The organism is Micromonospora xinjiangensis, from assembly GCF_056150165.1.
Genome location: NZ_JAXCFO010000001.1, coordinates 1,393,863 through 1,415,608 on the forward strand (window position 1 = coordinate 1,393,863; position 21,746 = coordinate 1,415,608).

At 72.1% G+C, this 21,746-nt stretch carries 17 protein-coding genes, 1 tRNA gene, 1 pseudogene and 1 CRISPR repeat array; of the genes and pseudogenes, 10 read left to right on the forward strand and 9 right to left on the reverse strand.

Going from position 1 to position 21,746, the window contains the following annotated elements:
- Positions 1–101 precede the first annotated feature (101 nt).
- From SM573_RS06680 to SM573_RS06690, 3 genes are all read left to right on the forward strand, one after another.
- Positions 102–1,490 (forward strand): hypothetical protein, encoded by a 1,389-nt coding sequence (locus SM573_RS06680; protein ID WP_474615696.1) that lies wholly within the window; start codon positions 102–104, stop codon positions 1,488–1,490.
- Positions 1,491–1,801: 311 nt separating this feature from the next.
- Positions 1,802–3,649, forward strand: a complete 1,848-nt coding sequence (locus SM573_RS06685; RefSeq protein ID WP_474615697.1) for a 2-oxoacid:acceptor oxidoreductase subunit alpha — start codon at positions 1,802–1,804, stop codon at positions 3,647–3,649.
- Positions 3,642–4,676 (forward strand): 2-oxoacid:ferredoxin oxidoreductase subunit beta, encoded by a 1,035-nt coding sequence (locus SM573_RS06690; RefSeq protein WP_474611530.1) that lies wholly within the window; start codon positions 3,642–3,644, stop codon positions 4,674–4,676. Before SM573_RS06685 ends, SM573_RS06690 begins: the two co-directional genes overlap by 8 nt.
- Before the next feature lie 106 nt (positions 4,677–4,782).
- On the opposite strand, the gene SM573_RS06695 is transcribed toward SM573_RS06690, so the two are convergent.
- Complete coding sequence (locus SM573_RS06695) at positions 4,783–5,430, reverse strand: FMN-dependent NADH-azoreductase (RefSeq protein ID WP_474611529.1); 648 nt, start codon at positions 5,428–5,430, stop codon at positions 4,783–4,785.
- Positions 5,431–5,519: 89 nt separating this feature from the next.
- Here SM573_RS06695 and SM573_RS06700 point away from each other — a divergent pair, with 89 nt between their 5' ends.
- On the forward strand, positions 5,520–6,002 hold the full coding sequence (locus tag SM573_RS06700; protein ID WP_474611528.1) for a MarR family winged helix-turn-helix transcriptional regulator: 483 nt from the start codon (positions 5,520–5,522) through the stop codon (positions 6,000–6,002).
- Positions 6,003–6,019: 17 nt separating this feature from the next.
- On the opposite strand, the gene SM573_RS06705 is transcribed toward SM573_RS06700, so the two are convergent.
- Positions 6,020–7,030, reverse strand: a complete 1,011-nt coding sequence (locus SM573_RS06705; protein ID WP_474611527.1) for a potassium channel family protein — start codon at positions 7,028–7,030, stop codon at positions 6,020–6,022.
- 238 nt (positions 7,031–7,268) lie between these two features.
- Here SM573_RS06705 and SM573_RS06710 point away from each other — a divergent pair, with 238 nt between their 5' ends.
- Together SM573_RS06710 and SM573_RS06715 are read left to right on the forward strand one after the other, a co-directional pair.
- Complete coding sequence (locus tag SM573_RS06710; protein ID WP_474615698.1) at positions 7,269–7,760, forward strand: helix-turn-helix domain-containing protein; 492 nt, start codon at positions 7,269–7,271, stop codon at positions 7,758–7,760.
- Positions 7,761–7,891: 131 nt separating this feature from the next.
- Positions 7,892–8,494, forward strand: a complete 603-nt coding sequence (locus SM573_RS06715) for an ATP-dependent Clp protease proteolytic subunit (protein ID WP_474615699.1) — start codon at positions 7,892–7,894, stop codon at positions 8,492–8,494.
- 229 nt (positions 8,495–8,723) lie between these two features.
- Here the strand turns inward: SM573_RS06715 and SM573_RS06720 are convergent, their stop codons facing one another.
- Complete coding sequence (locus tag SM573_RS06720; protein ID WP_474615700.1) at positions 8,724–9,119, reverse strand: winged helix-turn-helix transcriptional regulator; 396 nt, start codon at positions 9,117–9,119, stop codon at positions 8,724–8,726.
- An 84-nt stretch (positions 9,120–9,203) separates the two neighbouring features.
- Here SM573_RS06720 and SM573_RS06725 point away from each other — a divergent pair, with 84 nt between their 5' ends.
- The 4 genes from SM573_RS06725 to SM573_RS06740 all read left to right on the forward strand — a co-directional run bounded on the left by SM573_RS06725 (position 9,204) and on the right by SM573_RS06740 (position 13,951).
- Positions 9,204–10,052 (forward strand): SDR family oxidoreductase, encoded by an 849-nt coding sequence (locus SM573_RS06725; RefSeq protein WP_474615701.1) that lies wholly within the window; start codon positions 9,204–9,206, stop codon positions 10,050–10,052.
- 104 nt (positions 10,053–10,156) lie between these two features.
- Positions 10,157–10,843, forward strand: a complete 687-nt coding sequence (locus tag SM573_RS06730) for a class I SAM-dependent DNA methyltransferase (protein WP_474615702.1) — start codon at positions 10,157–10,159, stop codon at positions 10,841–10,843.
- A 169-nt stretch (positions 10,844–11,012) separates the two neighbouring features.
- On the forward strand, positions 11,013–13,046 hold the full coding sequence (locus SM573_RS06735; RefSeq protein WP_474615703.1) for a phosphocholine-specific phospholipase C: 2,034 nt from the start codon (positions 11,013–11,015) through the stop codon (positions 13,044–13,046).
- A 131-nt stretch (positions 13,047–13,177) separates the two neighbouring features.
- A complete protein-coding gene (locus tag SM573_RS06740) occupies positions 13,178–13,951 on the forward strand; it encodes a Stf0 family sulfotransferase (protein ID WP_474615704.1) in 774 nt (257 codons plus the stop codon).
- 69 nt (positions 13,952–14,020) lie between these two features.
- Here SM573_RS06740 and SM573_RS06745 read toward each other — a convergent pair whose 3' ends face one another.
- From SM573_RS06745 to SM573_RS06770, 6 genes and pseudogenes are all read right to left on the reverse strand, one after another.
- Complete coding sequence (locus tag SM573_RS06745) at positions 14,021–14,938, reverse strand: CU044_5270 family protein (protein ID WP_474615705.1); 918 nt, start codon at positions 14,936–14,938, stop codon at positions 14,021–14,023.
- Positions 14,931–15,545 carry an RNA polymerase sigma factor gene (locus SM573_RS06750; RefSeq protein WP_474615706.1) on the reverse strand — a complete coding sequence of 205 codons (615 nt, stop codon included), beginning with the start codon at positions 15,543–15,545 and terminating at the stop codon, positions 14,931–14,933. The genes SM573_RS06745 and SM573_RS06750 overlap by 8 nt, the downstream gene beginning before the upstream one ends.
- Before the next feature lie 208 nt (positions 15,546–15,753).
- Positions 15,754–15,829: transfer RNA gene (locus tag SM573_RS06755), tRNA-Arg, on the reverse strand.
- A gap of 1,049 nt (positions 15,830–16,878) precedes the next feature.
- Positions 16,879–17,821: direct repeats of the CRISPR family, unit length 28 nt; unit sequence GGAGTATCCCCGCGCGTGCGGGGACGAG.
- Positions 17,822–17,864: 43 nt separating this feature from the next.
- A pseudogene (locus tag SM573_RS06760) lies at positions 17,865–18,500 on the reverse strand (Hsp70 family protein); the annotation flags it as partial.
- A 645-nt stretch (positions 18,501–19,145) separates the two neighbouring features.
- Positions 19,146–20,723: an FAD-dependent monooxygenase gene (locus tag SM573_RS06765; RefSeq protein WP_474615746.1), complete on the reverse strand. Its 1,578-nt coding sequence runs from the start codon at positions 20,721–20,723 to the stop codon at positions 19,146–19,148.
- A gap of 250 nt (positions 20,724–20,973) precedes the next feature.
- Positions 20,974–21,746: GNAT family N-acetyltransferase (locus SM573_RS06770; protein WP_474615707.1), on the reverse strand; the 773-nt coding region annotated here is incomplete at its 5' end.

Here is a 21,746-nt window from a genome sequence, read left to right on the forward strand (position 1 = left end):
CGGTACCGGACACGTTACGAATTTGTTTCCGGACGGGACTAGTGCCGGGTGACAACAGTACCGACGATGGGACTCCTGATCCGTCGTCAGCGGAGGACCCGATGGCCGTGGACGTACCGCCCGCGCGACGGGCGCGCAGTCGGCGACACCTGCCGGCGTACGGCGTGCCGCTCGCCCTCGCCGTGCTCGCCGCGCTCGTCGTGCCGTCCGGCGGGGCGGTCGCCCTCGGCGCCACCGCCCCTCCGGTCGTGACGGCCACCGAGCCCGGCGACCAGGGCGGGGAGACCCCGCCGGCGGAGCCCACGGTGGAACCGGCACCCACCACCGCGCCGCCCACGATCGAGCCGCCGGAGGAGACGACCCCGCCGCCCACGAGCGGCACCCCGGCCCCGGCGACCAGCTCGCCGGCGACCGTCGCGCCCACGACCGCGCCGCCGACCCCGGAGGTGCCCACCCGTCCGGCGACCCCGCCCGTCCGCCCGTCGGCGCCGGTGGGCAGCCCGGCGCCGGACCCGCTCGGGGTGCGGGTGACCACGGGGGACGTCACGCTGGGCGGCGGGTACTGGAACGCCGGCAGCACGGTCACCACGCTGCGCGTCACCGTGACCAACACCGGCGGCGTCGCGGAGCGCATCCGCCTCTCCTACTCGCTCCCCGCCGGGCTGACCGACGCCGGCACGGCCGGGTGCGCGAGCGCCGGGAACGGCGCGTACCGCTGCGGGGAGTGGACGGTGCGGGCCGGCGCGCGGTTCAGCACCCTGATCCGCGTCCGGGTCTCCGGCGACGCCTGGCGGCGGATGCCGCTGGTCGGGTCGGTCGCGGTCACCGCGAGCGCCCCCGGGGTGGCCGGCACGGCGAGTGACGACGAGGGCTTCGCGGTCCTCTTCCCGCCGGGGCCCCCGTCGCCCGGCATCCGGCTGGAGGCGGACGAGGTGACCTTCGACGTCAGCGGGGCCGGCACGGACCTCGCCGTCCGGCTCGCCAACACGGGCACCGTGGACGCCACGGGCCGGATCGACGTGGTGCTCCCCGCCGGGGTGACGGTGCCCGCCCCGCCGGCGGGCTGCCAACCGCTCGACCCCACCCGGACCCGGTGCGACCTGGGCGCGGTTGCGGCCGGAGAGCGCCTCGACCTGCGCCTGCCGGTCGAGGCGACCGCCTCGGCCCAGCGGGACGCCCCGCTGGCGGGAGCGGTGGTCGGCCGGCTCGACCCGCGCAGCGGAGCGCCGCGGGAGGTGCGGATGAGCTTCCGGATCACGGCGGTCGCCGCGCTGGCGATCCCGGTGGCGGCACCGGCGCCGACCGGCTCGCAGGGCGTGCTGGGCGCGGCCGCCCCGGCGGCCTCGGACCCCCCGGACGGCGCCTCGGTGCGCCGACTGGTGATCGCTCTCATCGCGGGGTCGACGGTGCTGGTCGCCCTGGCGCTCTGGCTGGCGGTACGGTCGCTGCGCGGGCGCCTCACCGACCCGGTGGTCCCGCCGCAGGAGTGACGCGGGCAGCCGCCCGACGAGTCGATCACGGGTCCGGACGGACATCGGCCGACGGTGATCTCCGTTACCGACCAGAGACGCGAAACGCCACGAAGTGGTGAATTTCACCCCCCGATCCGGTCCCAGTCCGCGAACCTCCGGGGAAAGTGACGGGTCGGTCCGACGTAGGCTCTGAGGTGAGAAACCACATGCGGGCCGGACCAGCCACGGCCGGCGCGGTGCCACGGTGCGTCAGGAGGTCGAGTGGCCGGGCAAGGCGAGACCACCATCAACTCGGGCCGCCACCGCGCGCAGCGAAGCGAGGTGCAGGCGTGAGCAAGCAGATCCGTCAACTGGACCGGGTGGTCATCCGGTTCGCCGGCGACTCCGGCGACGGCATGCAGCTGACCGGTGACCGGTTCACGTCGGAGACGGCCCAGCTCGGCAACGACATCTCGACACTGCCCAACTTCCCCGCCGAGATCCGCGCGCCCGCCGGCACGCTGCCCGGGGTGTCGAGCTTCCAGGTGCACTTCGCCGACTACGACATCCTCACGCCCGGCGACGCGCCGAACGTGCTGGTGGCGATGAATCCCGCGGCGCTCAAGGCCAACCTGGCCGACCTGCCGCGCGGCGCCGACATCATCGTCAACACCGACGAGTTCACCAAGCGCAACCTCGCCAAGGTGGGCTACCAGGTCAACCCGCTCGACGACGACACGCTCGCGGGCTACGTGGTGCACCCCGTGGCGCTGACCTCGATGACGATCGGCGCCCTCGCCGACCAGGACGTGTCCAAGAAGGACGCCGAGCGGGCCAAGAACATGTTCGCCCTCGGTCTGCTCAGCTGGATGTACTCGCGTCCCTACGAGTCGACGCTGCGGTTCCTGGAGCGCAAGTTCGCGCGCCGGCCGGAGCTGGTGGCGGCGAACATCGCCGCCTTCCGCGCCGGATGGAACTTCGGCGAGACCACCGAGGACTTCGCGGTCCGCTACGAGGTCAAGCCGGCGCAGATGCCGCCGGGCACCTACCGCAACATCACCGGCAACGCCGCGCTGTCGCTGGGGCTGGTGGCCGCCGGGGTCCGCTCCGGGTTGCCGGTCTTCCTCGGCGCGTACCCGATCACCCCGGCCTCCGACATCCTCCACGAGCTGAGCAAGCACAAGCGGTTCGGCGTGCTCACCATGCAGGCCGAGGACGAGATCGCCGCGGTCGGCGCGGCGCTGGGCGCGTCGTACGGTGGCGCGCTCGGGGTCACCACCACGAGCGGCCCGGGCGTCGCGCTCAAGAGCGAGACGATCTCGCTGGCGGTGGCGCTGGAGCTGCCGCTGGTCATCGTCGACGTGCAGCGGGCGGGGCCCTCCACCGGCATGCCGACCAAGACCGAGCAGGCCGACCTGAACATGGCGCTCTACGGTCGCCACGGTGAGGCGCCGGTCGCGGTGATCGCGCCGAAGTCGCCGGCCGACTGCTTCTACGCGGCCCTGGAGGCGGCCCGGATCGCCCTCACCTACCGCACCCCGGTGATCCTGCTGTCGGACAACTACGTCGCCAACGGGTCGGAGCCGTGGCTGCTGCCCGACGTGGAGAGCCTGCCCGACCTCCGGGTGGAGTTCGCCGCCGCGCCCAACAGCGAGGACGGCAGCACCTTCCTGCCGTACCTGCGCGACCCGGAGACCCTGGCCCGGCCGTGGGCCATCCCCGGCACCCCCGGGCTGGAGCACCGGATCGGCGGGCTGGAGAAGGCCGACAAGACGGGCGACATCTCGTACGACCCGGCGAACCACGACTTCATGGTCCGTACCCGGGCCGCCCGGATCGAGACGATCCCGGTGCCGGACGTCGAGGTCGACGACCCGGACGGCGACGCCCGGGTGCTGGTGCTCGGCTGGGGTTCGACGTACGGCCCGATCGGGGCCGCCTGCCGCGCCCTGCGCCAGCGGGGGCTGCCGGTCGCCCAGGCACACCTGCGGCACCTGAACCCGATGCCGGCCAACCTGGAGTCGGTGCTGCGCTCGTACGACCGGGTGGTCATCCCCGAGATGAACCTGGGCCAGCTGGCGCACGTGATCCGCGCGAGGTACCTGGTCGACGCGATCGGCTACAACCAGGTCCGCGGCCTGCCCTTCACGGCCGCTGAGCTGGAGACGATGCTGGAAGAGGTCCTGAAGAATGTCTGAGCCCATCGCCCTCAAGCTCACCGCCAAGGACTTCAAGTCCGACCAGGAGGTGCGCTGGTGCCCCGGGTGCGGTGACTACGCGATCCTGGCCGCCGTTCAGGGTTTCATGCCGGAGCTGAACATCCCGCGGGAGCGGATCGTCTTCATCTCGGGCATCGGTTGCTCGTCCCGCTTCCCGTACTACATGAACACCTACGGGATGCACTCGATCCACGGCCGCGCCCCGGCGATCGCCACCGGTCTGTCGGCGACCCGGCCGGACCTCTCGGTCTGGGTCGTGACCGGCGACGGCGACGCGCTCTCGATCGGCGGCAACCACCTGATCCACGCGCTGCGCCGCAACGTCAACCTCAAGATCCTGCTCTTCAACAACCGGATCTACGGGCTGACCAAGGGCCAGTACTCGCCCACCTCCGAGGTCGGCAAGATCACGAAGTCGACGCCGGTCGGCTCCGCGGACTCGCCGTTCAACCCGATCTCGCTGGCGCTCGGCGCCGAGGCGACCTTCGTGGCCCGCACCATCGACTCCGACCGCAAGCACCTCCAGTCGGTGCTGCGCGCCGCCGCGGAGCACCAGGGCTCGGCCTTCGTGGAGATCTACCAGAACTGCAACATCTTCAACGACGGCGCGTTCGACCAGCTGAAGGAGCCGGCCACCCGGGACGACTACCTCATCCGGTTGGAGCACGGGCAGCCGATCACGTTCGGCAAGGACGGCCAGTTCTGCGTCGTACACCCCCCGGGCGGTTTCGGCCTGGAGGTACGCGAGACCGCGGCGACGGCCCCGGAGGAGATCGTCGTGCACGACGCGACCGTCACCGACCCGGCGTACGCCTTCGCGCTCTCCCGGCTGCCGGGCCTCGACCTGCGCAACACCCCGATCGGCGTCTTCCGGTCGGTGGAGCGGCCCTCCTACGACAACGTGGTGCGGGCCCAGCTCGACGCCGCGCGGGCGGAGGTCACCGAGACCCCGGAGCAGCAGCTCGCCGGTCTCCTCAGCAGCGGGGACACCTGGACCATCCTCTGACGCGACACACACGAAGCGGGCGGGTCGTTCCCACGGGAACGGCCCGCCCGCTCGTTCGTACCGGGCTCGCCTCGCGTGCCCGGCGGGAGTCGACCGGGGCCCGGGGTCAGGCGGCGGTCCGGGCCGGCATCCAGAGCTCGTCGACGGCGCGCTCGGCCGCGGCGAGGCTCTCCTCGTGCAGCGGGATCAGCTCAGCCATGGCCGGGTTCACCGGGGCGAGCGTGAGCTCGGCGGCGATGAACCGTGGCTCCAGGCCGGTCTGCGAGATGCCGTGCGGCAGCCAGGGCTCGGCGTGGTCCCAGCCCTCCCGGGGCGTGCCCGGCCCGTAGCCGCCGCCGCGGCTGGCCAGCACGATGAACTCGCGGTCACCGAGCAGCCCCGCACCCGTCGCCGGGTCGTACGCGATGCCGGGCGCGATGAGGTGGTCGACCCAGGTCTTCACGCTGCTCGGCGCCGCGTAGTTGTAGAGCGGCAGGCCCAGCAGCACCGTCGTGGCCTGCTTCACCTCGGCGACCAGCTGCTCGGTCAGCTCCCAGGACGCGCGCTGCTCCGGGGTGTGCTGGTCGAGGGGCACGAGCCTCGCCAGGCCACCCGCCGCGTCCAGGTGGGGCAGCGGCTCCTTGCCGAGGTCCCGGTAGGTCACCGTGCCGTCCGGGTGGGCGGCCCGCCAGGCCGCGGCGGCCCGGGCGGTGAGCCGTCGGCTGATCGAGTGCTCGCCCCGGATGCTGGAGTCGATGTGCAACAGGTGTGCCATGAACTAATCCTCCGCGAACCATGGATCGTTGATGTAGCGCCAACCATTTATAGCAGACCGATCCTGGGCGTCGAGGTAAACTGGCTCACATGCCTGACCTGCCGGTCGTCCACCCGGAGCGCCGCGTCGGGCCGTTGCTCGATCACCTGTCCCGGCGGATGCGACTCAGGTCGGAGTCCGTGCTGGCGCCGCTCGGCCTGCGGCCGCGACACCTCGTCGCGCTCACCGTGCTGCGCGACGCCGGGGGAATCGGCCAGCAGGCCCTCGCCGCCACCCTTCAGATCGACGGGACGAACGTGGTCGGGCTGCTCAACGACCTGGAGACGGCGCAGCTGGTGGAGCGACGACGGTCACCCGAGGACCGCCGCCGGCACGTCGTGTTCCTCACCGAGAGCGGCGAGAAGCGGCTCCGCGAAGCCGAGTGCGCCCTCGAGACGGCGGAGGACGAGGTGCTCGGCGCGCTGGAACCGAGCGAGCGGGAGTCGCTCTACTGCCTACTCCGCCGGGCCACCCACGGCTGGCAGATCATCTGCACTGCCACGGAGGACGGCGCCGACCCGAACGCCTGCTGACGTCGCGCCGGCCCCGTTCAGTACGTGGTGGTGTGCGGCCGGTCGTCCCGGACGTGAACCAGCATGTCTCCGGTCTCGATGACCGCACCGGCCCGGTCCGCCAGCGTGACCACCTTGCCCCGCCGCACCAGGGCGATGACCAGCGAGTCCAACTCCCGCGGCGAGCGGCCCACCTCGCTGCGCTCGGCCGAGCGCATGGCCAGCGCCATCCCCTGACCGGGGGTGAGCAGATCCTCGACGACGTCGATCAGCGGCGGCGCGGACGTGGAGAGACCGAGCAGCCGACCCGCCGTCGCCGACGAGACGATCACGTGATGCGCTCCGCTCTGCTTCAGCAGCGGGGCGTTCTCCGCCTCGCGGGCGGCCGCGATGATCCGCACCTGCCCGGCCGTGAGCTGCCGGACGGTCAGCGCCACCAGCACCGACGCGTCGTCGCTGTCGGTCGCGATGATCACCGCCTTGGCGTTCTTCACGTGCGCCTCGTTCAGCGTCGCCGACCGGGTCGCGGAGCCCTCGATCGCCACGAGCCCCGCCGCGGTGGCCTGCCGCAGCGCGGCGCCGCTGCGCTCGACGACGATGATGCGTGACTTGTCCAGCCCGTTCTCGAGCAGGGCGGAGACCGCGCTACGGCCCTTGGTGCCGTAGCCGCAGATGATCACGTGATCCTTCACGGTCTTCCTCCACCGGGTCAGGCGCCGGCCGGTCCGGTACTGCTCGGTCAGGACTTCGAGGGTGGTGCCGACCAGGATGATCAGGAAGATCACCCGGGCCGGCGTGATGAACAGGACGTTCACCAGCCGCGCGCTGTGGCTGACCGGTGTGATGTCGCCGTAGCCGGTGGTGGAGAGGGTCACCACGGCGTAGTAGAAGCAGTCGAGGAGGGTGAGCCCGTCCTCGTTGACGTCGCGGTAGCCGGCGCGGTCCAGGTAGACCACCGCGACGGTGGCGAACACCAGCGCCAGCGCAGCGGCCAGTCGCAGGCTGAGCGCACTCAGCGGACTCCGGCGCTGCGCGGGAAAATGGATCACCGTCGCACCTGCCCCGTCGCCTGCACGTGCACAACATAGCGGGTGCGGCGAATGTCGCATGTCCGGGTGGTGACCTCGGCCCGGCCAGGCCGGGGGCGGGTCACGACCGGGGTGCGCGGCCACGTGCCCGTCCGCGCCGTCCCCGGCCACCGGGTGGGCCTCCGGGGCGGCCCGGAGCAGCCGCAGCGGGCATGATGGAGGTGTCCCCGGGACGACGAGGCGTGGAAGCGAGGCCGGCATGTCGTTGCTGCGACGGGTGATCGGTGGGGTGTTGCGGCGGCTGCGGCTGCGCCAGGGCCGGACGCTGCGTGAGGTGGCCGAGGCCGCCGGGGTCTCCGTGCCCTACCTGTCCGAGGTGGAACGCGGGCGCAAGGAGGCCTCCTCCGAGGTGCTCGCGGCGATCTGCCGGGCTCTCGGCATCCACCTCTCCGAGCTGTTGGAGGAGGCCCGGGACGACCTGCGCCAGGTCGAGCCCCGCCTGCCGGTCGCGCCCCGCTCCGGGCCGGCCACGCTGGTGGCGCTGCCGGCGCCCCGGCCCGAGTCGGGGCCCCGCCCGCGGGTCGGTCCGCGCACCCCACGGGCGATCCTGCACCGCGGCCCGGGCGCGGGGGGCCCGACGCTGCGGGTCGGCCGCTCCGGTCCCGCGCCGGCCGGGCGCTCCGGCCCGCGCACCGGCGGGCTGCTCGGCTGCCGCCGGGCCCACACCGGCCGGAGCCTGACCGCGGTCTAGCGGGCGTTCTGCCGACGGCGAATCTGCCGCCGGCAGAACGGCTGGGGACGCCACCACCGCCGGGCGCACGCTGGAGGGGCCGGTCCCCCGGGCGGTCCCACCGCCCGCCGGCGCGGTGGAAGGCGGGCACGATGATCGGGTACGAGCCGGTGCGGATGCTGGACGGCGGGCAGCCGTCCTTCGGCGACCAGGTGTTCCAACGGCTGCTCAGGGAGCGGATCGTCTTCCTCGGCACCGAGGTCACCGACGAGACGGCCAACCAGATCTGCGCCCAGATCCTGCTGCTCGCCGCCGAGGATCCCGGGCGGGACATCTACCTCTACATCAATTCGCCGGGCGGCTCGGTGAGCGCGGGCATGGCGGTCTACGACACCATGCGCTACGTCCGCAACGACGTCGCGACCCTGGCACTCGGCTTCGCCGGGTCGATGGGGCAGTTCCTGCTCTGCGCCGGGGCGGCCGGCAAACGCTACGCCCTGCCGCACTCGCGGATCATGATGCACCAGCCCTCGGGGGGAATGGGCGGCACCGCCGCGGACATCACGATCCAGGCCATGAACATGCTGCACGTGAAGCGCACGATGCAGGAGCTCATCGCCCAGCACAGCGGGCGCACGCTGGACGAGATCCAGCGGGACTGGGACCGCGACCGCTGGTTCACCGCCGAGCAGGCACGCGAGTACGGGCTGATCGACCAGGTGATCACCCGGGCCGAGGAGCTGCCGGCCGGTTGAGACGCGACGGCGGCCGGCGATGGTCCCGCCGGCCGCCGTCGTCCCGGCTCAGCCAGGCCGAATCGCACAGGCACCCACACCGGTGCCGGACACGCCCCCTCATTCGCGTCCGACGGCCGACCGTGGGAATGCCACAATCTGTCGATTGTCGATAAGTGCGAGCCTATGTGCGGAGGAATTGCGGCGCGCCCGCTCGCGTCGCAGCGTCTTCGCACGAATTCTTGTTACATCACTGAACGGTCTGGCTCGCGTCGTAGCGGGCCCGGGCGGCCTCCACCTCGGCGAGGTGGGTGGTGGCCCACGACTCCAGGCCGGAGACCAGATCCAGCAGACTGCGCCCCAGGTCGGTGAGGGCGTAGTCGACCCGGGGTGGCACGGAGGCGTGCACCTCGCGGGTCACCAGTCCGTCGCGTTCCAGCCCACGCAGCGTCTGGGTGAGCATCTTCTGGCTGATCCCGTCGATCCGTCGGGCCAGGTCGCCGTAGCGCTTGGTCTCGTCGGCGAGCGTCAGCACCACGAGGACGCTCCACCGGTCGCCGATCCGGTCGAGGACCTGCCGGCTGCCGCATTTGCGGTCGTAGAGGTCCGGTTCCACCTCTCCACTCTCCCACAGGGCGTTACGCACTTCAAGGTGCCTACTCTCTGTTGGGAAGTGATGAGTCGGCGCTCCGGTTGAAGGGGATGTTCCGCAACCCGAAAGGAAGCGCGCATGTCCATCGTCGTCACCGGCGCCACCGGTCACCTCGGCCGCCTCACCGTCGAATCCCTGCTCAACCGGGGCGTACCGGACGATCGGATCGTGGCCCTCGGCCGGGCCACCGACCGCCTCGCCGACCTCGCCGAGCGCGGGGTGACCGTCCGGCGGGCCGACTACAACGACCCCGCGTCGCTGCGGGCCGCCTTCGCCGGCGCCGAGAAGCTCGTGTTCGTCTCGGGCACCGAGATCGGCCGGCGAGTCGAGCAGGCCCGCAACGTGGTGGCCGCCGCCAGGGAGGCCGGCGTCGGGCTGATCGCCTACACCAGCATCCCCCGGGCGGACACCTCCAGCCTGATCCTCGCCGAGGAGCACCGCGGCACCGAGCAGGAGATCCGGGCCTCCGGCTTGCCGTACGTCTTTCTGCGCAACAGCTGGTACTTCGAGAACTACCTCCCCCAGATCCCCACGTACCTGGAGCACGGCATCGCCGGCGCGGCCGGTGACGGCCGGGTCAGCGCCGCCGCGCGCGCCGACTACGCCGACGCGGCCGCCGCCGTGGTGGTCACCGAGGGCCACGCCGGCAAGGTGTACGAGCTGGGCGGGGCGCCCTTCACGATGGCCGAGTTCGCCGCGGAGCTGTCCCGGCAGACCGGCCGTGAGGTGACCTACACCGACCTGCCCGGCGAGAAGTACATCGAGGTCCTGGTCGGCGCCGGCGTGCCCGCCGACTACGCCGCCGTCCTCGCCGACGGTGACCGTGGCCTGGCGCAGGGCGAGCTGCGGGTCGAGGGTGACGACCTGCGGCAGCTGATCGGCCGCGAGCCGGTCACCCTGGCCGAGGCGATCCGCTCCGCTCTCTGAACACGTCCGGCTCACCACCCCGCCCGCGCTCGCGGGCGGGGTGGTTACGTGACCCCGGTGCGGCGTACCCCCGGGTCGCCGGTGCCGCGGCGTAGCGTGCCGGGATGATCGAAGCGGACTTCCTGCGCGAGACCCGGGCCGCCTACGACGCGGTGGCCACCGACATGGCCCGCCAGTTCCGGGACGAGCTGGCCAGCAAGCCGTTCGACCGCGCCATGCTCACCGCATTCGCGGAACTGGTGCGGCGGGACGGGAACGGCCTGGTCGCCGACATCGGCTGCGGCACCGGGAACGTCACCGGGTTCCTCGCCGGTCTCGGACTGGACGTCTTCGGCATCGACCTCTCGCCGGAGATGCTCGCGGTGGCCCGGCGCCACCACCCCGGGCTGCGGTTCGAGGAGGCCTCGATGACCGCCCTCGACCTCCCCGAGCACGGCCTCGGCGGTATCACCGCCTGGTACTCGATCATCCACGTGCCCGACGAGCTGCTCGCGGCGACCTTCGCCGGGTTCCACCGCGCGCTCGTCCCCGGCGGTCACCTCGCCATGGTCTTCCAGGTCGGTGACGAGCCGGTGGTCCGCACCGAGGCGTTCGGCCGCCAGATCTCGCTGGCCTTCCGCCGCCGGCGCCCGGAACAGGTCACGGAGCTGCTGCTGGCCGCCGGGTTCGAGATGCGCGCGCAGCTGCTGCGGGAACCGGAGCCGTACGCGGGCGGGACGGAGTCGACGCCACAGGCGTACCTGGTGGCGCGCAGACCCATCCACGATGGACAACACCGCGCGGAGCGGTAGGGGCGGTCCAGGACCCCTCCGGCCACCCCGGGTCGCCCGAACGGTCGGAGAACCACCCCGTCACGGCCATCTCCCGTCCACCGGGCGCCGATAGCGTCCCGTCGCCAGGTTCCCGGACAGCAATCACGAGGGGTGAGCCATGGGCACGGATCGCCGTACGTTTCTCAAGATGGTGGGAGCGCCCGCGGTCGGGGCGGCGCTGCCCGACCTCAGCAAGGCACTCGCCATCCCGGCCAACAACCGGACAGGCTCCATCAGGGACGTCGAACACGTCATCATCCTGATGCAGGAGAACCGCTCCTTCGACCATTACTTCGGCACGATGCGGGGCGTCCGCGGCTTCGGGGACCCGCACCCGGTGACCCTGCCCTCCGGCAAGAGCGTGTGGCACCAGCGCAACGGCGGTGGCGAGCTGCTGCCGTTCCGGCCCGAGGTCCCGGACCTCGGCCAGACCTTCTTGCCGGACCCGCCGCACGGCTGGAACGACGGACACGCCGCCTGGAACGACGGCCGCTTCGACCAGTGGGTGCCGAACAAGGGCGTCACGGCGATGACCTACCACACCCGTGAGGACCTGCCCTACCACTTCGCGCTCGCCGACGCCTTCACCGTCTGCGACAACTACCACTGCTCTCTCATGGGGCCGACCGACCCCAACCGCTACCACATGTGGAGCGGCTGGGTCGGCAACGACGGCGAGGGCGGTGGACCGGTCGTCACCAACGCCGAGGCGGGCTACGACTGGTCGACGTACCCGGAACGGCTGGAGCGCAACGGCGTCTCCTGGCGCGTCTACCAGGACATCGGCACCGGCCTCGACGCCGCCGGCTCCTGGGGCTGGACCAGCGACCCGTACATCGGCAACTACGGCGACAACTCGCTGCTCTACTTCCACCAGTACCAGAACGCGGCGCCGGGAACGCCGCTGGCCGACCGGGCCAAGACCGGCACCGAGATCAGGACCGAGGGCCGCGACCCCGAGGCGTTGCTGGCCGACTTCCGCGCCGACGTCGAACACGACCGCCTGCCGCAGGTCTCCTGGATCACCGCCCCCGAGGCGTACACGGAGCACCCGAACTGGGGGCCGGCCTTCGGCGCCTGGTACATCTCCCAGGTCGTCGACATCCTCGCCTCGAACCCGAAGGTCTGGAGCAAGATGGCCCTCTTCGTCACCTACGACGAGGAGGGTGGCTTCTTCGACCACGTGGTCCCGCCGACGCCCCCGCGCACGCGGGCGCACGGACTCTCGACGGTGCCGATCACCAACGAGATCTTCCCGGGCGACGCCAACCTGACGGCCGGCCCCTACGGCCTCGGCGTCCGGGTCCCGATGATCGTCGTCTCGCCCTGGACGCGCGGCGGCTGGGTCAACTCCCAGCTGTTCGACCACACCTCCCTCATCAGGTTTCTCGAGGCGCGGTTCGGCGACGGCCGGCCGGACCTGGTCGAAACCAACATCACGCCGTGGCGCCGCGCGGTCGTCGGTGACCTCACCACGGCCTTCGACTTCCGCCACCCCAACCGGTCGGAGCGGATCACGCTGCCGGACACCGACGACTTCAAGCCCGAGGAGCTGGTGCGGCACCCCGACGAGGTACCGGTCCCGCCGGTGGACCAGCGGCTTCCGAAGCAGGAGCGGGGCGTACGACCGGCGCGGGCCCTGCCGTACACCCTGCACGCCGACGGGCGGATCGGGGCGGACGGGTTCCGCGTCGACTTCCGCAACGCGGGCGAGGCGGGCGCGGTCTTCCACGTGCGCCGGGCCGGCAGCCCGGACGCGCCGCGCACCTACACGGTCGAGCCCGGCAAGCGCCTGACGGACACCTGGGAGATCGGATCCGGCTACGACCTGTCGGTCCACGGGCCGAACGGGTTCTTCCGGCGGTTCGCGGGTGTCGACGCGGTCCTCGACGTCACCCCGTCGTACGACGAGCACGACCACAGGATCACCCTCGACCTGCGGAACCACGGATCGAAGCGGATCGTGGTGACGGTCCGGGACGGCTACCACTCGCGCCCCGTCGAACTGACCCTGCGCCCCGGCGGGACGGACCGCGCACACTGGACGCTCGCCCGGACCCACGGCTGGTACGACCTCACCGTCACCCTGTCGGGCGACCCGCGCTTCGCGTACCGCTGCGCCGGCCACGTCGAGAACGGCAGGGACAGCATCACCGACCCGGCGCTCGGCGGGCTCGTCTGACTCCCGCGCCCACGACCGTCGCGGGCGCCGCCGGACGGCCGCCGGCCGGGTACCCCCTGGTCAGCGGCCGGCGGCGCCCCGTGGTGGGGAATCCGGTTGCCCGTGGCCCTGCCCTGCGGTTACCTCGGGGCATGCCGACGGACGCCGAGGACCGCGCCGACTCGTACCTGATCTGCGCGACCCCGCGAACCGGCAGCTCGCTGCTGCTCGGGTTGCTGGAGTCCACGGGGGTCGCCGGCCGCCCCCAGGCGTACTTCCGCTCCCCGGACGAGCCGCTGTGGGCGCAGCGGTGGCGGCTGCCCCGCACGGCCGACGGCGGCTTCGACTACGCCGACTACGTGCGGGCCGCGCTGAGGGCCGGGCGGACGGGCAACGGCGTCTTCGGCGCGAAGCTCATGTGGGGCACGCTGGACGAGGTGGTCGACAAGCTCGCCGGGGTCCACCCCGACCTGCGCGGCGACGACGTGGCGCTGCTGGAGCGGGCGTTCGGCCGCACCCGTTTCGTGTTCCTGCGCCGCCACGACGTGCTGGCGCAGGCGGTGTCCTGGCTACGCGCGGAGCAGACCGCCGCCTGGTTCGTCGGCGGCAACGGGGAGATCAGCGGCAGCGCGGGCAACGGGCGGGCGCCCCGCTTCGACGCGGACGGGATCCGGGGCCACCTCGACACGATCCGGGAGCAGAACGCCGCCTGGGAGGCCTGGTTCGCGTCGCGGGGGATCCACCCGCTCACCCTGTCGTACGAGGAACTCGACACGGACATGGTCGCCACCACGCACCGCATCCTCGACTTCCTCGGGCTCGCCGCGCCGCGGGGCGGGACCGTCGTCGCGCGCCACCAGCGGCAGGCCGACGACCTCAACCGGCAGTGGATCGCGCGGTACCGCGCGGAGGCGGGCCAGGGTTGAGTCGCGGTCAGCCCGCGCGCACCGGCAGGCGGGCCGCGCGTGGCGACCCGCCTGCCGTGGTACGCGAGCTCAGCTGGTCTGACCGACCTCGTCGACCACGTCGAGGGCCAGCATCGCCGAGGATCCCGCCGCGCCCGAGACGCCGAGGTAGGCGTAGGTCCCGGCGTCGAACACGAGAACGATCTCCCCCGCTCCACGGGTGGACGGCCAGGCGATCCCGATGCCGGGGCGGCCCGCACCGTCCGTGACGTCCTGCACGGCGCGCAGGCCCGGGACCGTCGCCCCGGCCTCGTACAGCGCCGCCCGCGCCTGCGGCCGCAGATAGGTCTCGGCGAGGTGGAGCACGTCCTTACCGGCGGCGTTGGAGTCGCCCGGCTCGTCGTCGCCACGCTGCCCGGCCAGGTAGGCCCGCATGGCCGCCGCGTCGGTGGGCACGTCGGAGCGGTACGCGGGTTCCGGCGTGCACCGCTCGGTGCGTCCCGGCACCACCTGGCCGCCCTTCACCGCCGCCATCCGCCCGTTGCGGCACCCCGGAACCGGCGTCTCCGTGACGCCGCTCGCGGTGGTCTCGCGCACCACGCCGTCCCGGGTGCCGTCCACCGACATCCAACTCTCGTGCGTCGACGGCCCGCTCTGGATGCGCCGGTAGATGAACTGGTCGGGGCGGGGGGCGACGTCCGGCGTGCGGAGCGAGGCGGCCGCCGCGTTCCGCAGCACCTGGCCGGCGTCCGCGCGGGCGGGTGGCGCGTCACCGCCGAACCGGTCCGGCGCGAGCACGAGCACCGAGGTGACGGCTGCCGCCACCCCCGCCGCCGCCACCCCGCTGAACGCGAGCCGCCAGCGGGTCCGGGTCGGACGCCGGATCGTCGTGGGAGCGGGCGATGTGGTCATCGCGCCCAGGAGCCGGTCGCGGGCCGGGGCCAGCCGCTCAGGGGATGCCGGCGGGATCTCCTCGCCGACCTGCCGGAGCAGTCGCAGGTCATCCATTGCTCAGTGCCTCCTCGATGGTGAGGGTGGGATCGCCGCTCAGCTCGTCGCGGAGCAGCTTGCGGGCTCGGTTGAGTCGGGATCGCACGGTGCCGACGGGGATCGCCAGCGCGGCGGCCGTCTCCTCGTAGGTCAGCTCCTCCCACGCGATCAGGAGCAGCACGTCGCGGTCTCCGGGTGAGAGCGCGGTCAGGGCGCCGAACAGCGTCCCGCGCAGTGACTGCGCGGTCACCACGGCGGCGACCCGATCGGCGTGCGACACCTCGCTCGTCGCCGGGGCGTACGCCTGCCGCAGCCGGTACTCGCGCTCCTCCTCGCGCCGGTACTGGCTGAGGATGTTGGTGGCGATGCCGTACAGCCACGGCCGGGCGTCCGGGTGGGCGGTGTCGAACCGCTCTCGGCGCCGGAACGCCGCCAGGAACGTCTCGGCGACCAGGTCGTCCGCGATCACCGCACCGAGCCGCCGGGCCAGGTAGCGGTGGATGTGGGGCGCGTGCCGGTCGAAGATCACCGCGAAGCTCTCGGGATTTCGAACGGACCGCTGGATGACCGCCGCGTCCGTCAGCGCGCCGACGTCGGCCGGCTTCGCTCGTCTCAATCGATTCATGCACGACCTTCCGCAGCGCCGGGAACCTTCACCCTGTTATCCGCAGGAGGCGAGGAAAGAGTTCACGGGCCGCTGGCGCGTACGAGGGGAGGGAACGGATGATCTCGGCGCGGTGGCGACGGGCTGCGGGGTGGTGGCCGCCGGACGCGAGCCGGTGACCCCGGGAGACCCCAACCGAGGGATCGTCTCCCACGGATCTACGTATGCCTGGTGCCCCCGGCAGGATTCGAACCTGCGACACACGGTTTAGGAAACCGTTGCTCTATCCCCTGAGCTACGAGGGCGCGAGCGCTCAGTCTAGCGACCTGCGCGTCGACCCGGGATGGCAGGGACTGGCCCGCGTTGACCTGGGTTGATCAGCCCGTACGGGCAGGCGATGACCACACGCCGACCACACGTCGACCACACGGATCACGTCGACGACCGGGGCCCGTGGCCCGGGTTGGCGGGTGGTGCAACTGGTTGACCCGGGTTGGCACCTGCTGGAGAGCATACATCCCACACATCATCGAAGATCACGACAATCAGCAACATCTCAACGACGGGTCCCGTTCACCGTCGCCATCGAACTCGGCGTGTCCGACCGGGCGGATCAATTGCGTCAACGCCAGGCTCTGCCCGCTCACCCGATGATCTTGGGCTCCACTCATCCGACGCCTCCTCGCGGCCTGTCCATGCTCAGCCTCGGTGATCACCGACCCGAACGACCCGATGGCCACGCGACGTTGACCCGATGGCCACGCGACGTTACAGACCCCAGGCTCAGGCAACCCGTGCCGCGGCGGCCGGCAATAGGGCACGGGCGCGGGGACGACAGGCAGGCCGGACACCACCACCTGATCAGGCATCCCACGGAAGTCCGCCGCCTGCGTGCGGGGACGACCCGACCCCGGTCGGCGTGGTGATCCGGGAGAGGGGAAGACCCCCGCGCGTGGGTCCGACGCCGCGCCGTCGTTCAGGTGAAACGATCCCTCCGGAAACCCCCGCATCTGCGGGACAAACCGAAGCCGGACTACACGCTGGAGCTGACGGGAAGACCCCCGCCCATGCGGGGACGACCGCAGCGTGCCGCTGTAGCTACGCCGCCCGGGAAGACCCCCGCGCGTGCGGAACGTGCCAGGGCGTCGAGGACGGCCTGGGCGGTGTGGGGGGTACCCCCGCGCGTGCGGGGGGACGAGTCGTCAACGTACCCGGATCTGCCCGTCCTTGGCCGGAGTACTCCCGCGCGTGCGGGGACGAGTCGGCGCGGGCAGGGCTACCACTGTCCAGGGTCGGAGTACCGCGCGCGTGCGAGGACGAGCCCAGCGGCCGCTTCGCGCCCGCCCATGGCGTGGGAGTACCCCCGCGTGTGCGGGGCCGAGGGCACCGTGTGGGCGTACGGTTGCGGGCCGGCGGGAGTACCCCCGCGGGTGCGGGGACGAGTTCGACGTGAAGGTGTTCATCGGTGATCGGGAGCGAGTACCCCCGCGCGTGCGGGGACGAGGTGGGAGGCACTGTGCGACGTGATCCGTACCCGGGAGTATCCCCGCGCGTGCGGGGACGAGGCCCCGTGGGCGTTCAGGTGCCGCTGCACGGCCGGAGTATCCCCGCGCGTGCGGGGACGAGATCCACGCCCGCACCGGCCTGCCCGCGATCGGCGGAGTATCCCCGCGCGTGCGGGGACGAGCCCTGGACGGGAACCCGCTGTACGCCCGAGACCGGAGTATCCCCGCGCGTGCGGGGACGAGAAGCCCGGCCGGACGCGCTGCGCGACCCACGGGGGAGTATCCCCGCGCGTGCGGGGACGAGGTGCTCGGGATCAGCTCGACGAACTGCGAGCCGGGAGTATCCCCGCGCGTGCGGGGACGAGTTGCGCAGTGCTTCGTAGACGTCGCGGCGGCCCGGAGTATCCCCGCGCGTGCGGGGACGAGAGCGTCACCACGGACACCCGGCAGAGGTCCGGGGGAGTATCCCCGCGCGTGCGGGGACGAGTGCAGGTCGAGCACGTCCGCGTCGGTGTACGGCGGAGTATCCCCGCGCGTGCGGGGACGAGCAGGGGCGGCAGCTCGTCGACGGTGCAGCTCGGGGAGTATCCCCGCGCGTGCGGGGACGAGGCGCGACGCCGAGGACGGTGCGCGATGACCCCCGGAGTATCCCCGCGCGTGCGGGGACGAGGCGGTCGTCCTGGCTTCGGCCGGCGCCGCGCTCGGAGTATCCCCGCGCGTGCGGGGACGAGTCGACGCCGACGCGGACGAGCGCGGCGTCCACTGGAGTATCCCCGCGCGTGCGGGGACGAGTACCCCCGTCGGGCGCGTCCAAAGCGCCGGTGAGGGCCGCGGTCAGCGCCCGGTCGATGGCAGTGCCGCCGGCGGACGCGTCGGCGAGAGTCGCCAGCACCTCGAAACCTAAGGGACCGCGGCGCAACACAGTCACCTCCGCACCCGCCCCGACGTCACAGACGACGATGAACGACCCCACCGGCAGGTGCACACCGGTGGAAAGCAGGTGCCCTGCGACGGCCACCGGAGCCTCCACCAGACGCGGCTGCGACAACCCAGCACGGTGTGCGACCTGCCGGATCCAGGTGCGCCGTCTCGGGCCCCAGCCCGCCGGCACCACCAGCCGCACATCCCGCACCGGCCCACCCGCAACCCGCTCCGCCTCCACCCCGACGCGGCGCAGCGGCGCTGCCGCCAGCTCCAGCACATCCACCGCCGTCCCGTCCACGACCGCATCGTCATCGGCGGGATGGCGGGGGCTCGGGATGAGCCGGTTCGGCTCCCCTGCGGCGGCCTGTCGCGCCGGCTGGCCCGTCCACATCTCACCATGTGGCGACACGTAGACCGCGCTGGGCAGGTACGGGGCGGCGTCGAACGACAACGACGTCGAGCTGCCATCGGGCCAAGCGAGGACCGCCTTGGTGGTCGCCGTGCCGCAATCGATCGATAGCCGCGCCTCCCCCGCCCGCATACACATAGTCAAACATGAGGATCACGCTCACGTCATCTGCCGGTCACCCACAGAGAGCAGACCCGTGTCCCAAGCCAGATCCGAGCCCCGAACCGATGCGCGGACGTGCGGGGCCGCGCAGCGGCACGAGCGCGTGCGCGGGCGCCCGCTTGGCCGGGTCGCGGCCCGGCTGCTCGCCCAGCGGGTCATCGCCATCGCGCCGCTGGCCACAAACGCACCGGACTGGGACGCCGCCGCCGAGGTAACGCGCGGTTGGCAGCCGAGCGCTGTCCGTCGAGGTGGAGATGGCCGACTACGACCAGGTCGTCGCGGCCGGGCAGCAGGTGGAGGACGAACTGGGGCCGATGGTGGCGCTTGACGACCCCGTGGCAGCAACCCGATCGAATGAGTGCATCGACAGCCCCAGGAGCCACACGCGGGGTTTCTTCGTGGCGATGAGTTCGTCGGCCCGCTGCCAGGCGGCGGGTTGGTCGACCGCGAGGGTGTCGAGGCGCAGCCCACAGCCGCCCGAACCCGGCCGGCAACCTCCGCACGTCTGAGGTCGCCTGGCACCTCCCTCGACGCGCTCGCGCGGTGCCGGGTGGAACAGAGCGACCGGGGCCTGTAACCGCGCCCCCAGCTGTCCCCGCAGCTTCCGCGTCCGTACCACCTTCACGACGCCGGCCCGTTCGAGCATCCGTACTCGACAGCTGGCACTCCCCTTGGCTTTGGCGGTGTGCCGAACCAGCGGGAGAGCGCGTCTCGCAACGTGGCCCCGGCGGTGACGGTGGGTTCGTCGAGCGTCGCGGCCCAGGCGACGTGCCCGTCGGGACGGATCAGGAGGACGTCTGCTGGTCGGGTGTCGGTCTTCGCGGTGCGAATGTCGACGCGGGCGACCCAGTCTCTGGCAATCTGGCGCAACTCGGGGCGGTCGGCAAGGTCGAGGAGGACGGGCCGTGCGGTGTGCATGAGTTCCGCGACGCTGGTGATGCCCTGGTCGGTGTGCAGGGTGAGGTCGGGTGCGAAGGTGCCGGCCAAGGCGTGGTGGCCGGTGCCCGGCATCGGGTAGCGGACGTCGGCATGAGCGACGAGTGCTCCCATCCGGCGCAGCGCCGGCTCGTCGGCGACCAGTTCCTGGAAGACCTGCCGGAGCGCTTCGGCGGCCGGGTCTTGTCCGCGCCTCATGGCCGCCTGGGCTCGGGTCTGCAGCTGTGCACGTGCACCGGCGAGGTGGCGCTCGTCGTGGTACGTGTCCAGCAGGCCGGCCGGCGCCCAGCCGTGGATGTCGGCACCCAGCTTCCAGGCGAGGTTGACCGTGTCGAGCATGCCGACGGTGAGTGCCGTACCGGTGGCGGGGAACAGGTGGGCTGCGTCGCCCGCCAGCATGATCCGCCCGTGGCGGTATCGTTCGGCCTGCCGATCCTTGAACGTGTAGCGCGACAGCCGGATCGGCTTCCCCAGGGGAAGGTCCGCGCCGAGCACACGCCGAGCGCTGTCTGCGAGTTCGGTCAGGGTCAGCGGTTCGTCGTCGTCGTACTCGGTGGTGTCGTCCTCGGTGATCTGCACGGACATGACGCCGGAGGTGATCGCGAACGCGAACACACCGCGGTCCGTCCGCGTGAACCCCGCGCGGATCCGGCCCAGCCCGGGAACGTCGATGTCACCGTTGTCCAGCACCGTCACCGAGTCGGGCACGGTGACTTGGCCCAGCCTGTTGACCTCCGGGTAGGTCACGCCGGGGAACGCGATCCCCGCGAGGTCGCGGATCCGGCTGCGCCCACCGTCGCAACCGACCAGGTATCGAGCGGTCACTCGCGCGGGCCCGTCCGGCCCACGCACGTCCGCGGTCACCGTGGCATCGTCCTGGGTCACCCCGACCACGTCGTGTCCGCGACGGACGTCAGCGCCGAGTTCCCGCGCGCGTTCCTCGAGCAGTCGCTCGACCTCCCGCTGCGGAATTGGCATCGCCCGCATCGGCGGATCCACCAGGTGCGTGAAGTCCAGGTGCATGGTGCCGAACGGAAATCGAGGGGCCACCTGGGGATTGCTGCTGGCCTCCTCGAATCGCTCCAGAATTCCCCGGTGGCGCAGCAGGTCCAGGATCCGCCCGCCGAGGCCGCTGGCCTTCGGGATGTCTCGCGGCTGCGGGTGGCGCTCCAGCACCACCGTTCGGGCTCCGGCCAGGCGCAATTCCCCGGCCAACATCAGGCCCGCCGGACCGGCGCCCACGATGATTACGTCAGTCTCCATTACTCGCCATTCCCCTCTGAGGTTCTCTTCGCCCCGGGCACCGCCGTCGCGGCGGGTGCCGGCGTCAGCCGGTCCTCTCGCTGAGTTGTTCCACGTGGCCGGCACGTAGCTGTAGGTGCGTGGCGGCGAACCAAGCCCGCATCCGGCGGTCGTGGGTGCGCGTCCGGGGGCGGAGAGCATCTTTCATGACAACCTCTCTTCAGCGGGACGCGTCGGCCCGGTGCTGCTGGACCGGGGTCAGGGCCGCGGGTTACGGCAGGGTGAGTTCGTAGCGGAGACGCCGCCCGAGAGGGCGGAAGCCCAGGTGTCGATGCAGGGCGACCAGGTCGGAGTCCTCGTCGGCGGTGCGAGTCTCGATCTCCTCGACGTGTGGGTGGATCTCGCGCAGTCGCGTGAGCAGAGCGGCGTTGACCCACAGCCCCAGCCGCCGTCCGCGATGACCGACGAGCACGGCAGGGCCGTACTGGCGGGCGCGACGCTGCGACGGTGCACCCGTCATCGCCAAGACATAGGCGACCACGCCACCGTCCGCCTCGGCGGTGCTCACCACCGCATTACCCGGTCGGCTCGGATACCGAAGTAGTTGCTCGACGCTGTTCGCGCCAGTCGGGTCCCCGGTCCAGTGACGCAGTCGGTATCCGGGGTGCTCGACGTCGACCAACTCACCCAGCCAGGCATGGCGAATATCGCGGTAGGCGAGCAGGTCATGGATCCTGGATCCGGTGCGCCGAAATCCGTGCCGCTCGCAGAACGACTGCGCGGCCGGATCCGGGGCGATCTCCACGATCAGCCGCCGTCCCACGGCGTATGCACCGACGGCGGCCAGCAGCCGCGATCCGATCCCTCGTCGACGCCACTGCGGCTGCACATACAGGTTCAGATCAAGGGTGCCCGGCTGCAGGGCGGTCGGCGGTGGCAGTTCGCACTCGAACGGCATGACCGGACGTAGATCGGCGAACCCGGCCACCGCACCGGGCGACGTCACAGCGTCCCAGCGTGGGGTCCCGAGATGATCCGGCGCCG

Excerpts from the sequence above, each read along its gene's own strand:
- SM573_RS06680 (WP_474615696.1), top strand. The coding sequence starts at position 102 with ATGGCCGTGGACGTACCGCCCGCGCGACGGGCGCGCAGTCGGCGACAC.
- SM573_RS06690 (WP_474611530.1), top strand. The coding sequence starts at position 3,642 with ATGTCTGAGCCCATCGCCCTCAAGCTCACCGCCAAGGACTTCAAGTCC.
- SM573_RS06695 (WP_474611529.1), bottom strand. The coding sequence starts at position 5,430 with ATGGCACACCTGTTGCACATCGACTCCAGCATCCGGGGCGAGCACTCG.
- SM573_RS06700 (WP_474611528.1), top strand. The coding sequence starts at position 5,520 with ATGCCTGACCTGCCGGTCGTCCACCCGGAGCGCCGCGTCGGGCCGTTG.
- SM573_RS06710 (WP_474615698.1), top strand. The coding sequence starts at position 7,269 with ATGTCGTTGCTGCGACGGGTGATCGGTGGGGTGTTGCGGCGGCTGCGG.
- SM573_RS06715 (WP_474615699.1), top strand. The coding sequence starts at position 7,892 with ATGATCGGGTACGAGCCGGTGCGGATGCTGGACGGCGGGCAGCCGTCC.
- SM573_RS06725 (WP_474615701.1), top strand. The coding sequence starts at position 9,204 with ATGTCCATCGTCGTCACCGGCGCCACCGGTCACCTCGGCCGCCTCACC.
- SM573_RS06730 (WP_474615702.1), top strand. The coding sequence starts at position 10,157 with ATGATCGAAGCGGACTTCCTGCGCGAGACCCGGGCCGCCTACGACGCG.
- SM573_RS06735 (WP_474615703.1), top strand. The coding sequence starts at position 11,013 with ATGGTGGGAGCGCCCGCGGTCGGGGCGGCGCTGCCCGACCTCAGCAAG.
- SM573_RS06740 (WP_474615704.1), top strand. The coding sequence starts at position 13,178 with ATGCCGACGGACGCCGAGGACCGCGCCGACTCGTACCTGATCTGCGCG.
- SM573_RS06745 (WP_474615705.1), bottom strand. The coding sequence starts at position 14,938 with ATGGATGACCTGCGACTGCTCCGGCAGGTCGGCGAGGAGATCCCGCCG.
- SM573_RS06750 (WP_474615706.1), bottom strand. The coding sequence starts at position 15,545 with ATGAATCGATTGAGACGAGCGAAGCCGGCCGACGTCGGCGCGCTGACG.
- SM573_RS06765 (WP_474615746.1), bottom strand. The coding sequence starts at position 20,723 with ATGGAGACTGACGTAATCATCGTGGGCGCCGGTCCGGCGGGCCTGATG.